General features: G+C 55.8%; 7 protein-coding genes. 1 reads left to right on the top strand and 6 read right to left on the bottom strand.

Annotated features, from left to right (window positions below; translation table 11 throughout):
• Positions 1-269: 269 nt before the first annotated feature.
• Positions 270-2,762: a TonB-dependent receptor gene (locus tag ACI9KD_RS15220; RefSeq protein ID WP_414982027.1), complete on the bottom strand. Its 2,493-nt coding sequence runs from the start codon at positions 2,760-2,762 to the stop codon at positions 270-272.
• 82 nt (positions 2,763-2,844) lie between these two features.
• On the opposite strand from ACI9KD_RS15220, the gene ACI9KD_RS15215 reads away from it, so the two are divergent.
• Positions 2,845-3,765 carry a haloalkane dehalogenase gene (locus ACI9KD_RS15215; protein ID WP_414982026.1) on the top strand — a complete coding sequence of 307 codons (921 nt, stop codon included), beginning with the start codon at positions 2,845-2,847 and terminating at the stop codon, positions 3,763-3,765.
• 74 nt (positions 3,766-3,839) lie between these two features.
• On the opposite strand, the gene ACI9KD_RS15210 is transcribed toward ACI9KD_RS15215, so the two are convergent.
• The 5 genes from ACI9KD_RS15210 to ACI9KD_RS15190 form a co-directional block, all read right to left on the bottom strand.
• Positions 3,840-4,295, bottom strand: a complete 456-nt coding sequence (locus tag ACI9KD_RS15210) for a DUF3465 domain-containing protein (protein ID WP_414982025.1) — start codon at positions 4,293-4,295, stop codon at positions 3,840-3,842.
• A gap of 70 nt (positions 4,296-4,365) precedes the next feature.
• Entirely contained in the window at positions 4,366-6,885 is a 2,520-nt protein-coding gene (gene hrpB, locus ACI9KD_RS15205) for an ATP-dependent helicase HrpB (protein ID WP_414982024.1), read from the bottom strand.
• Positions 6,886-7,011: 126 nt separating this feature from the next.
• Positions 7,012-9,147, bottom strand: a complete 2,136-nt coding sequence (locus ACI9KD_RS15200; protein WP_414982023.1) for a PQQ-dependent dehydrogenase, methanol/ethanol family — start codon at positions 9,145-9,147, stop codon at positions 7,012-7,014.
• Between the two features lie 212 nt (positions 9,148-9,359).
• Positions 9,360-9,833 carry a YbjN domain-containing protein gene (locus ACI9KD_RS15195; RefSeq protein WP_414982022.1) on the bottom strand — a complete coding sequence of 158 codons (474 nt, stop codon included), beginning with the start codon at positions 9,831-9,833 and terminating at the stop codon, positions 9,360-9,362.
• 196 nt (positions 9,834-10,029) lie between these two features.
• On the bottom strand, positions 10,030-12,920 hold a 2,891-nt coding region (locus tag ACI9KD_RS15190; RefSeq protein ID WP_414982021.1), incomplete at its 5' end, for a hypothetical protein.

The raw sequence follows: 12,920 nt of genomic DNA, 5'->3' as shown, positions 1-12,920 counted from the left end.
AGGCGGGCGGCGGTCCTTTGAGCGTCCGTCGAGCGCGTCTGATAATGCTGAGGCTTCTCTGGAGATGCGCGAGCAGCCCAAAGGACCGCCGCCTGTCTCGCCGACGTCAAGGCTCAGCATGTTGTCATCAGCGAATGCCTTTCAGAACAAGGATTCAGATGTCGCGTAGGCTTTGACCCCGCGAACCCGCGATAAACCAAAAAAAAGCCCGCAAGAAAACTTGCGGGCTTTTAGATTTGAACGAATTCAAATCACCGGTTTAGCGATTCCTAGAATCGGTAGGTTGCCTGCAGTGCGTAGGAGCGCAAGCGGTTCGTTTGCGCAAAGCCATTACCATTTACAAGCGGCTGATCATCGTTGTTGCCACTAATCAGTTCATCACTCAGGTTCTTACCGACTAGAGCAACATCCCACATTCCATCTTGGGCGCCCAGGCTCAGACGCAGATCATAGGTGGTATACGCCGGTTGGAAGCCGTAGATAGGATCCAGGTCGGCTGCGACAAAAAAGTCGTCTGAATAGTTAATATTCAAAACGCCCCGCGCAATCAAGGACTGTCCTACAGGCATGCCGTAATCCAGGTTCAGGTTAGCGGCCCACTCGGGAGAGTAGGTGTTCGCAGTACCCGTTGCATCGCGAGACGCATCGGCTGTGCCAACGTTCTGGCAGTCACCGCGACCCGGGTCAGATGTTGAAGGCGTCCAGCAAGGTGCGTTTTTAAAGTCGCTGTATTCCGCCTGCAGGTAGGTGCCGGCAAAGCTAACAATCAATCCATCCATGGGCGCCCATTTCAGATCCACCTCGATGCCTTTGGATTCAACTTCGGCCGCGTTTTGCACAAAGAATGCCGTCGCGCCATCAAAGATGCTGACTTGGTAGTCCTCTACGGTCGTAAAGAATGCCGTGGCGTTTAGCGTCATCATACCGTCCAGAAGTGAGGTTTTAATCCCCACCTCATAGTTGGTAGCGGACTCTTCTTCGTATTCGAAGTTCGGGTCGTCATTGGTTCGCAGGAAGCGTGCATCAAATCCGCCGCCCTTGGTGCCCGTAGAAACCGTACCGTAGGCCATGGTGTTCTGACCCAGGTCTTGCTCGAGGGTCAGCTCCCAGTTGACGTCTGTCTCCGAGCGTTTGCGGTTCTGGATGTTGTGCTCAAAAGTACCCAGTAGTCCGTTCAGGATACCCTCGGAAATGGCCGTAAAGGGTGTGCCAGCAAAGTCGCTAAGGAAGCGGTCATACTCTGCAGCGGTGGATCCGTAGCTGCCGGCGCCTGGAGGTAACCCTGCCGCGGCGCTATAGTCCCATCCGCCGGTAAAGGACGTGTCCAGGACGTGGCTCGCTTCCTTGGATTCATCGAAGTAACGCACACCCACCTTAAGGCGCGTCTCGTCCGTAAAGCTGTAGGTGCCGGAACCGAACACGGCCCACATTTCCTGATCCTGCTGCATGGAGTAGTCCCGGGTCAGGTTGGGCGTAATTGATTCGGGGGCGCCCAGTAGGCCTGCGGCCAGCGATGTACCAAAACCCTCGACGGAACGGTAATCGAGATCACTCTGGTGATAATAGAGGCCCACGATGTAGTCGAATTTTTCCCCGCCCGGAGAGGCTAAGCGGATTTCCTGACTGAACTGCTCGTAGTCCTCAGTCGCATCCACCTGAATTAGTGGTACGGCCGCAAAGTCGCAATCGCAAATATCCTGGTAGTCATAGGCCGCGTAGCCAGTGATAGAGGTGACAGTGTGCTCACCGATGGCCCAGTCCATAGTGATCGTGCCGACATCCATAGAGTTGTCACTGAATTCCGGCTTGTCCGGAAAGCCTGGCAGACCTGCCCATCCAGGCGCGACTTGCCCCAGAACTACGCCGCCGTCGTTGATCACGGCACGCTCATCATCGAGTCTTTCTACGCCGTCGCCACCGGATCCCACGGCGACTAGCGCCGCGTTCAAGCCAGAAAAACCTATGCCTGTACCGAAGGCGTCGAAAACACTCAACTGGGTCGACTGCTGCACTTGCTCAAAATCGCTGCTTTCCCACTTCGCGTTTATGCTGAGATTCTCGGTGGCGTCCCACTTAAGTTGCGCGCGCACGGTCTGGTCGTCGCGCTCAGGACCCTCGTTGCCGGTGAGGATGTTGTCCAGGTAGCCATCAAGTTTATAGCCACGCACGGAAATTCTCCCGGACAAGGTATCTGTGATGGGTCCCGAGAGCACACCGGTTAATTCCTGCTCACCATAGTTGCCATAAAGAGCGCTGATCGAACCCTCCAGTTCGTCTGTCGGTTTGGCGGTAATCATATGGACTGCACCGCCAATGGTGTTCTTGCCAAACATAATGCCCTGAGGGCCGCGCAACACTTCGACGCGCTCCAGATCCATGAAGGGCGCGCGCAGCAGCTGAGATCGACCCATGTATACGCCGTCGTGGAACATCGCTGTAGACAGCTCAATGCCCTGGTTGACGCCAGAGGTACCAATGCCGCGAATAAAAATGAAGTTACCAATGGGGCTCTGCGAAATCGTGACCGCCGGGATATTAGCCGCAAATTCTTCGCCGCGGGTGACGGCCAGGTCTTTGATATCGTCACCGCTTGTGGAAAGCATCGAAATGGCAACGTCCTGCATGCTCTCGGCACGCCGGGTCGCGGTAACGATGACCTCCTCAAGCTGCGCTTGCGCGACGTCAGTACCCGCAATCAATGCGGCGGCAACGGCAGTGCTGAGGATTCCAGGTTTAAAAAAAGTATGGGTGCGTCGAGACATACGGGTTTCCTTTTATTTGATTTATAGTATTTGAGCGCGGAAAGTATAGTGCTCTTGCAGGCCAGTCAAAGGACAAGTAACTATGTCACACAATAAGAGTGTCGAGGCGTTACGAACGCCCGACGAACGATTTGAAAATCTCCCGGACTTTGACTATCCCGTGTCCTATACGGAGGACCTGGCTGGCTACGAAGGCCTGCGTGCGGCGTGGATAGACGTAGGACCCAAGGATGCGGATCAGGTGTTTCTGTGTTTGCACGGAGAACCCAGTTGGTCGTTTCTGTATCGCCGGATGATTCCCGTCTTCCTTGAGTCTGGTGCGCGGGTGGTTGCACCCGACCTACTGGGCTTTGGTCGATCCGACAAGCCGGTGAATCAATCCGACTATGGTTTTCATTTTCATCGGGACTACCTCCTGGCTCTGGTCGAGCGACTCAATCTCAAGAACATCACTTTAGTCGTGCAGGACTGGGGCGGCATTTTGGGCCTTACTCTGCCAGTAGATCAAAGCTTCAAGGCGCGCTTGTCACGACTGTTGGTGATGAATACCGGATTAGGCATTGGTAAGTCACCCAGTGACGGTTTTCTGGCCTGGAAGAGCTACGCGCTGTCGACCCGCGACTTACCCATTGGCGAGCTGATTGCACGGGGTACGCCCCATCTCACCGATGCAGAGATTGCTGCCTACGATGCACCATTCCCGGGGCCGCAGTACAAGGCAGGCGCTCAGATTTTCCCTGCACTTGTCCCTGTGTCGCCAGATATGGAGGGCGTGGATGTCAGTCTCGCCGCGGCAGATTTTTGGTCTAAGGAATGGACGGGTAAAAGCTTTATGGCGATTGGTGATGCCGATCCCGTGCTGGGGCCTGCAGTGATGGAAAACTTGCGCAGGCTTATCAAGGGTTGCCCGCCAGCGATGATGGTAGAGGGCGGCGGGCACTTTGTGCAGGAGTGGGGCGACCCTATTGCCCGTGCTGCTTTAGAGTCCTTTGGGGCGCAGTAACTAATCCACAGCAGCCGGCGCTTGTCGGCGTCGGTCGACTCTTTGTTAGCTTAATTGTTAGCTTAATTGTTAGCTTATTCGTAGCGTTGTCCTTGGTGCTCCAGCCAGCCTTCTTCATGTCTGCCGCTGGGGTCATGATGTGTCCAATGTATGACGCCACCTTTTTCTGTCCACTCATACTCGCCGTAGAACCCCACCGTGTCACCCTTTCGAAGCGCTGGAATCCGCGGCGCTAAATCGATGTTGTGCGCAACGAGTAGCGTTAAGCCCGAGTCGAGCTCAATAAGAAACTTCTGATGACGGCTGCCCTTGTTGTCATCGGGAAGCACATGTACCACTGTGCCCGCGCCTGCAATTTGGAGATCACTTTGGCGGCTGTTAAAAGCAGCCTCCAGTCGACTGTCGCTGCTGATCGTTGCGGTAGACGTGGATCCCGACGTCGAAAGCTCACCGCCATACTCGTTCCACAACCAGGTGGCGAGGCTCAAGACAATGATCAGGGGCAGTGATTTTTTGTTTATAGAACGCATGGCAGGTCGCGGTTTGCTTGCGGGGGATAAATCCTAGTGCGTCCTGCGTCGCTTTGCGAGCCCCAGGGCCTTAGCTTTTTCTGCGATGTTTGGTATACCGGGTCGGCTCTGCAGTCGCGGGGTCGTCAGGCCAAGGATGTTTTGGGTAGCGGCCCCTCATCTCCTTTTTCACTGCATCATAGCTACTACGCCAAAAGCTCGGAAGATCCTGTGTTACTTGCAGAGGCCGCCCCGCAGGAGAGAGGAGGTGCACTACCAGCGCGACTCGCCCTCCAGCGATGCTGGGTGTGTGCTCGCTACCGAACATTTCTTGTAGCTTGACGGGTAGCACCGGAGGATCCTGGCTGTAGTCAATCTTCACAAGTGAGCCCGAGGGCGCTTTAAAGCGTTCGGGCAGGTTTGCATTCAATCTCTGCTGTTGCTCCCAGGATATTCGGGATTGAATGATCGCCAGCAAATCAAGCTTCTTAAGTTCGCCCAGTTTTTTAACTGAGGATAAATAGGGCGCCAGCCAATCCTCCAATGTCGCCAGAAGTTGAACGGCTTCAAATGATGGCCAGTCGGCTTCCAGGCGAGACATGAGTTCTGCTTTATTCAGAAAGTCCTTCGTTTGATCCGACCAGGGAAGATTGGTGAGTTCGGCGTCGCGCGTTAGTTCGATCAACTTTCGAGTTCGGGCTTCATCTGATACATCCCGAAGTGTTTCTCGACGAAGCAATAGGGCGCCACAGTTTCGCCGACGCTCAGCGATAAAGCGCCCGGACTTGGCGTCCCAATCAACGACGCTCTCGTCACTTATTTGATCCTTTAGGAGTGTATCGAAGAGCGTCGGATCAAGAGGTGCGGCCGAGCGAATCAGGTCTCCTTTACGACCGGCCATGCCGCCGATCTCAGCAACTGCCAGCCACTTTGACGAACTCAGTGCATTAGGTGATTCAAACTGGCTGCTGCGACCGTTTGCGAGCTGATATCCGCCAGAATGGCGTTGGCGAGCAATGCGATCGGGATACGCGCAGGCTATCAAAAAGCCCGGGAGTTGCTCTTGTGTAGGTCGTGGGAGACGGCGCGGAACTTCGCTGGACGACTGTCGTGAGAATTGTGCAGCAAGCTGCAGTGTCCTCTTCTGCCACCCACGAAACATTGAAGGACAGGCGCCCTCGCCGTTTAGATACTCTAGCCGTGTTCGCATGTCCACGGACTCCCGTCCCACAGGGTCGCGATCGGATAGCACCGCGGCGAGATGCCCGGCGGTTTCTGATGCGCCGACCGATTGCCCCATGATAAGCATGTGTGCGAGGCGCGGGTGGGCAGAAATACTGGCCATCGCGCTACCGTGAGGGGTAAGCCTGAGCCCGGAATCGGTACGGCAAAGCGCAGCAAGCTCTAGCAGAAGATCTACGGCTTGCTGGTAGGGTCCCGGGGGCGGAGGCGTTAACCAAGCAAGCTCCGTTGGATCGTAAACGCCAAAAGCGAAGAGCTGCAGCACCAATGACGTGAGATCCGCGCTGCGGATTTCAGGTTCATCCTGCGCTTTGAGTTGCTGTTGTTGTGCTCCGGACCATAGTCGGTAGCAGGTGCCCGGACGTAGCCTTCCTGCGCGACCCGCGCGTTGTACGCTGGACGCTTGAGATATTCGCACTGTTTCCAGTCTGCTCATGCCGGTGTTGGGATCGAACAACGGTTTTCGTTCGAGTCCGGAATCGATGACGATGTCTACACCGTCAATGGTGAGACTGGTTTCGGCGATATTCGTCGCGAGTACGACTTTACGCCGTCCTGATGGGCTGGGTTCAATAGCGAGCTGCTGTTCAGTAAGACTCAGCTCACCGTAGAGGGGACGTATGCTGACATCCGGCGGTAGCTCCAGCTGGCTGCTAACCTGTCGAATTTCTCCCTGTCCCGGCAGAAACACTAAAACGCTGCTGTCGACATGTTCTGCAACAGCGTTTTCTATGGCTCGGGTAACCCGGTCCGCGATGCGTTCGCGTGGCTTGCTCGCTTGGCCATAGCGTTCTTCAACCGCAAACATTCGACCTTCACTGCGAATAGCGTGAGTATTCAGGAAGATTTCCAGCGCGGCGGTCCCCAAGGTTGCGGACATCAACATAATCCTAAGCGGCGCGTCCTGTTCAAAGGTTTCACGCGCATTGAGGGCTAAGGTGAGCCCGAGATCAGCATCCAGTGAGCGTTCATGGAACTCGTCGAAAATCAGTAAACCCACGGCGGTTAACGACGGATCGTCCCTTAACATCCGCAAAAGAATGCCTTCTGTGATGACTTCGATACGCGTGTCTGCACTGATCTTGCTGTCGAGGCGCATTCGGTAACCCACGGTCTTGCCGACGGGCTCACGCATAAGGCTTGCCATGCGCAATGCCGCGTTCTTGGCGGCCAGGCGACGGGGTTGCAGCATGATGATCTTGCGCCCTTCGAGCCAGGGTTCATCGAGCAGAGCTAGGGGCACCACAGTGGTCTTGCCCGCCCCCGTGGGAGCCTCGAGCACGAGATTGTGATGTTGTTTCAGATGCGCACGAATGTCATCGAGGCTATCGTTGATGGGAAGCTCGGAGCTTTGTACTCTCGAGGGCATAAGTAATGACTTATATAGGAGTGTTGCGGCGAATACATCTGGATAAGGCCTCCCTCATCCCGGTAGCGTGCTGCGTGCAGCTTTCGGGGTGAAGGAGGCGGCCCTTTATTCTGTTACCACTGAGGTTCAGTCCTCCGAGGGAGCCTGTTCCTGTGACAGACTGTGATGCGCACGCTCAATGAGGAACGCACGAAGGTCCTCGGCGTCGTCAGTACCGAGTTGATTACCAAAGCCGACCATTCCTTTATCCCAATGCAATCCGCCGAGTACGATGGCCAGAAACTGTTCGTGAGTTTCGGCAGTCATTGCGCGAAGATCTGGAATAGGACCGCCACTCACTGCGCCATCACCGTGACAGAACACGCAATAGCCCAGGTACAGGGCTTTACCGCGCTCAACACTGTCAGCACTGGCAGTCATCGGCGGGGGATCGATAACGAGTGGCTCGTCAACAGCGGGAGGAAGAGCAACGTCACTACCGAGTTTGAACACTAACAGGCGACTGCGATTGGGCGATATTCCACCTTTGAGAGCTTCGCCGCCAACCAGTGCCAGCGATCCGCCCCAGCCGGCGACAATCGCTATGTACTGCTCGCCATTGATGCGATAGGTCACGGGTGGTGCCACGATGCCCGTTTGAGCGTCAAAGCTCCACAGTCGTTCACCCTCGTCTGCGCTGTAGATAACCAACTCACCTCGAGCGTTGCCTTGCAACATGAGGTTACCGGCCGTAGATAGGATGCCGCCATTCCAGGGCCCCTCATGCTCTATTTCCCAGCGCGGTTTTTTCGCTACGGGATCCCAAGCTACGACTAATCCGCGAACGGTTTTAAGCACGGCCTGTTTGATTGCAGGGTCATCGGGCAGGGCTGCGGGCATGGAGTCAGTTCCGGTGTTCCAGTAGCCATGCTTGTACTCAAAGTTCTCGTCAGTCTTGTAGACCCAACCGGCATCCTGGCGTGGAATGTAAACCAGTCCATGCTGAGGGTTATAGCTCATGGGGTGCCAGTTGTGGCCACCGATAGGGCCGGGCAAATTAAGTCCCGTTGGACCATCGGTGTAGCGGGCATTTTCTGTTTCCTGCGGGCGCCCGGATTCCAAATCCACGTGGGTAGCCCAAGTCACCGCCGCGTAAGCGTCGGCCGATAGTAGTTCGCCGGTTTTGCGATCCAGTACGTAGAAAAAACCGTTTTTGGGTGCCTGCATGATGACATCACGGGGAGCCCCTGCAATGTTTAGCGTGGCCAGAATCATGTGCTGGGTTGCCGTGTAATCCCAGGAGTCGCCGGGTGTTGTTTGATAGTGCCAGACGTAGCTACCATCATCAGGGTTTAGTGCCAGAATCGAAGACAGATACAAATTGTCGCCGCCGTCGGGGCTACGCAGTTGCCGATTCCAGGGCGCGCCGTTTCCGACGCCTACATAGAGCAGATTTAGTTCGGGATCATAGGCCATGGAGTCCCAGACGGTACCGCCGCCGCCAATCTCCCACCATTCGCCACCGCCCCAGGTCTCTGCAGCCTTCTTCATGGCGGTATTTTCAAAACCGTCGTCAGGATTCCCAGGCACTGTATAGAACCGCCAGGCCAGCTCGCCGTCATCCAGATTGTAGGCACTGACATATCCGCGAACGCCCAATTCCGCGCCGCCGTTACCGATTATGACTTTGTTTTTTACGATGCGTGGCGCACCGGTAATGGAATAGGGCTTGTTGCGATCTGTTGTTTGAACTTCCCAGCGTTTGCTTCCATCGGCGCTGTTCAGGCTGATTAGCCGGCCATCGAGCGTTCCGAAATAAACGTTACCCTCGTGCAATGCCACGCCACGGTTAACCACGTCACAGCAAAGATGTATCGCCCAGTCTCGGGGAACCTTGGGGTCGAAGAACCAGAGCATCTCCCCTGTGAGCGCGTCATGCGCGAAGATATTGCTCCATGAGCCACTGGTGTAGATCTTGCCGTCAACCACAATGGGCGTCGCTTCCTTGCCACGCGCGGCCGGGTAATCGAAGTACCAGTCCAAGCCGAGATCTTCGACGTTGTCCGGATTGATTTGATCAAGGGTACTAAAGCGGGTCTCGGACGGGTTAAGTCCGTGCATCGCCCAGTCCACATCAGCGAGTGTCTCGCTGGCAGCGGCGTCGGCGACTACCGGCTCGTCAGAACCAGATTCACAGCCGGTGCTTAGCAGCACTGCGGTGGCGATAGCACCGCTTAGCAGGGGTACACTTAGTCGCCGCAAGGACGGGGGTAAAAGGCGCATGGCGAAGTCTCTCTACATTATTATTGGAAGTATCGTTGGGCACCGGTTGATCAAGCGTCAGCCACTCGATGTCGCGTAGCGAGTATAACGGTATCAAAAAGCGTAGTACTCAGACAGGCTTTAGTCGCCAGCGCAAGTTAGCGGCAAAGCGGGCTAAGGCAGGAGTCGTAGCCCGCTTTGCACTGGCGCAGTAGGGTGCTAAGTACTTGGGCTCAGTGCAGCGACTTTGCACTCGTGATAGCGCGGCCTTCACCTTCGGCAAACAAGTAGTCCTGCTGTAAGCACTCAGCGGCGAGCTGTCGCGTGGCGTCCATGCAGCTCGATATAAACTGCGCAGTCTGTTCTAGCGTCAGACCGGCTTGGGTCTGTAGGACGCCTGCAATGACGAGTTGTGGAGTCGCATCATCTACAACATCAAGGAAGATTTTTAGAATGGGGTAGTCCATGTTGATGCGGCCCAAATCTGCGGACATGGGGAGTAGTGCCATGGGGCGAATCTCGAGCTCCGTTGTGAGTAGCAGTCCGTAGCGCTCTATAAAGAGGCGACTGTCTATGACGCCTTCGATGCTCTTGAGTGCCGCAAGGTGCAGCCCCTCGCACTCTCCACACTCGCTGTATTCAACCCGGGCTGTTTTTAGCCATGTCTGGAGCAGTTCGCGATTAGGCTTTTCGAGTTTCTCGCTCATGAGGACTTACCGAGTAAAACACTAATTTTACGCGATTCGTGAACAGCTGTGGCGCTTTCACACATTGATAGCTGATGTCGCCGACCCTACCAAAGCGCGGCCTTTCCGCGATGTCGAGAAGTTTGGCCGGCTGTTTTGTAGAGGATCAGAGTTAGTCGTGGCCGAAAAAATCTAAAGTTGTTTTAGGTGCTCACTGTTATCTACTGAGCTGGCGCTGACGGGCAGCAACCAGCAACAGCATCATCAGAGCAAGTAGTACCAAGGCCCCGCGACTCATCGTATGTACGCTGAGTGTGGGGAATAAGTTGACCACCCTGAAAATGTTATTCGCGGGCACCGGATCCACACCGTTGCTCAAGTCATCATTGGCTTCGATTACGTTAACGATCTGCCGATCTTCGGGTGTGCCGACGATGTCGATGGCGAACATCAGTGTCTCCATAAACCCCACATTCACGGCACCGCCCTGATAGTCACAAATCGTTCCCGCAGGATCCCCGTCGGCGCAGCTCCAGGGTGTGGGCGCGCTGTCAGCGGCATTAAAGGTTGTGCCCGCCGGGACGGCCTCGCGCACCACAACGCCCGTAGCGTTTTGAGTGCCCTGGTTTCCATACATCGCTGTGTAAATGATGCTGTCGCCTTTGCGAACGATATTGGCGTTGCTTTGTTTGGTGACGTAGATTTCTGGAACCGCGATGAGCGGTGTGTCGTCCGTATCAGTATCTGTAGACGGTATCAGTGAGTTACTGCCATCGTCGGTGATATCGACATTGTTGATGATGAGCTCTCGTCCTGCCGCTGCCGGGAAGTTCACATCCAAACCAAAGCGGGCTGAGTCAGCCGTCTCGGCGAGTAGCAACGGTACGGTAATTGAGCAGATGGTGCCAGGAGGACTGCCGTTCGGGCAGCTCCAGAGAGACGGAAGACTCGCTACTGCACTAAACGCGACGTCATCCGGAACCGTCTCTGTGATCACGACGCCGGTGGCACCCTGGTTTCCAATGTTGATGTAGTCAATCAGGTAGCTGTAGCGCTGCCCGGGAGTGACGCCGATGCCGCCATCGTCTTTTTCAACCCGTAACTGCGGGAAGGCGCCTCCAATGGGCGTTTGCTCTGTGTCTGAGTCCGTCGATGGGACTACCGGTGCCCCAGGGTCGAACTCGTCACCGTCGTCAGTAATGGACACAAGGTTGTCCATCTGGGTCGCCGCCGGGGGTAAGGGTGTATCGACCTGCACTGCGAAGATCACGCTGCCCGAAGTCAAAGACAGATTGCCGACAGTGAACTGGCAAGTAGTACCGGGCCCACTGCCGTTGGCGCAGCTCCAGCCGCTAGAGCTGTTCGCCGCGGCGTACACCGTGTTCGCAGGCACTGTTTCTGTGATCACAACCCCGGTCGCGTCCTGATTGCCGACATTGCCATAGGTGATGAGGTATTCGATGACTGCACCCGGCGCTGTGAGAGCAACCTGATCGTCTTTGTCTATGCTCATGACGGGGTCTGCAACGATGGGCACAATCGTCGGATCATTGGGGTCCAGAGTACCCGGATCGTCAGAGATGATGCCCTGCTGCTCCTTGGCATCGGCGCCGGCCTGGTTGCTCAGTAGCTCTGGTGTGCTTGAGCCATAGGGATAGGGTAGTGGTATCTGTACATCGTAGGTGATGGTCACTGTCGTTGCCGCAGCTAAGGATGCGTAACTGACGTCGATGCTGGTATTGCCCGGCGTGTTCCCTGTGTTGACCACTCCCGCACCGGATGCGCTGACGCTACCCGCCTGATAGATACCAATAGCATCGGGTGTGTCTGTTACGACGATGTTCGTGGCGGCGCCTGGACCCGCATTTTCAAGCGTCAGGGTGTAGGTGATCGTATCCCCTGGCTCCGCGGGGTTATTGGGTCCGGACCAGGTTTTCTCCAAACTCAGGTCAGAGAAAAGAAGGTCAGCAGATGCTGTCGTGGTGTAAGTACGTTCCTGAAGATTCACACCGGGTAAGCTGGTGGCTTCAACGTTCGCTATGTTGGTAAGGCTCGGGACTCCCACGATGCCCTCGTCGATCAGTTCCATGGAGAACTGAACGATCACCGTTTCTCCCGGGGCGAGCACTTCTTCGGGTCTCGCGGGATTGCCAATGGTCGCAAGCGTGACGGTGGTGGTGCCCGCTGCGGTGCTTTCGGCGAGAGTAAAACCCGGAGGTACGCTAATAGGCACTAGTGTGCCGGACAGCCACAGCGTGTTGGGGAAGTCATCGGCGACCACTAGTTCATAGGCGTCGGAGGTTCCAGAGTTTGCGACCGTCAATTCTATGGTCGCGACGCCTTCCGTAAGATCGGTGAAGCTCTTTGTGGCGGCGAGGATGGGTTCGACGATCTCTACGTCTATTGATACCGGGGGCGCAGATCCGCCGTCAAAGCTCAGGGTGGCCGAATTGTTCAGGGTGTTGGGCACCGACGCCGCTGCGTTGCCCAGAACGTTAATCACGCGCGCAAAGAGCTCGTAGACTATGGTGTCTTTTTCATCGAGGACCATGTCGGCAACGTTGTCGACTGTACCGTAGTCGATCGTGATGACGTTGCCTGCAACGACGGGCGTTCCCGGAAGCGAGGTCGTAATGTTGTCGCCTATGGAGATTACATTGCCGCCAAGCAGTTCAAGGATGGGCCCCGCCGGATCATCTGCTTGTAGCGTGTCTGTTAACACCACGCTGGTCTGTTGTCCTTCGCTGAAGGATGCGACGATTTCGTAGCGAATTTCTTCACCGATGGTGACGTCGTCGAGGTTTACATTGCCTTGACCTTTTAGAGTGGCCGGGACGGATGTACCAGCAACAATTTTGCCGACGCTGGCATCGCTGATGCTGACCAGCAAGTTGCTGTCAGTATCTGTGCCCAGGCGCGTTTCCGGGCTGCCAGGGGCCGATTGCCAGTCAAGCGTGGCAACGTTGGGGAAAGTTCCCGGGACTGTGAATCCAACATTAATGGCTTCGACTTCGTAACTGATGTCGCAGCTGCCCTCGGCCATGCTCAGCGAATCAATGGCAAAAACCACGGTACCGTTGGTAAGTGCTGCAGGGCTACTGGCGATAG

It is taken from the genome of Congregibacter sp., from assembly GCF_047617445.1.
GTDB lineage: Bacteria > Pseudomonadota > Gammaproteobacteria > Pseudomonadales > Halieaceae > Congregibacter.
The sequence above is the reverse complement of the archived record's forward strand: the minus strand, read 5'-3'. Positions and strand labels throughout refer to the sequence as shown.

Excerpts from the sequence above, each read along its gene's own strand:
- ACI9KD_RS15220 (WP_414982027.1), bottom strand. The coding sequence starts at position 2,762 with ATGTCTCGACGCACCCATACTTTTTTTAAACCTGGAATCCTCAGCACT.
- hrpB (WP_414982024.1), bottom strand. The coding sequence starts at position 6,885 with ATGCCCTCGAGAGTACAAAGCTCCGAGCTTCCCATCAACGATAGCCTC.
- ACI9KD_RS15200 (WP_414982023.1), bottom strand. The coding sequence starts at position 9,147 with ATGCGCCTTTTACCCCCGTCCTTGCGGCGACTAAGTGTACCCCTGCTA.
- ACI9KD_RS15195 (WP_414982022.1), bottom strand. The coding sequence starts at position 9,833 with ATGAGCGAGAAACTCGAAAAGCCTAATCGCGAACTGCTCCAGACATGG.
- ACI9KD_RS15215 (WP_414982026.1), top strand. The coding sequence starts at position 2,845 with ATGTCACACAATAAGAGTGTCGAGGCGTTACGAACGCCCGACGAACGA.
- ACI9KD_RS15210 (WP_414982025.1), bottom strand. The coding sequence starts at position 4,295 with ATGCGTTCTATAAACAAAAAATCACTGCCCCTGATCATTGTCTTGAGC.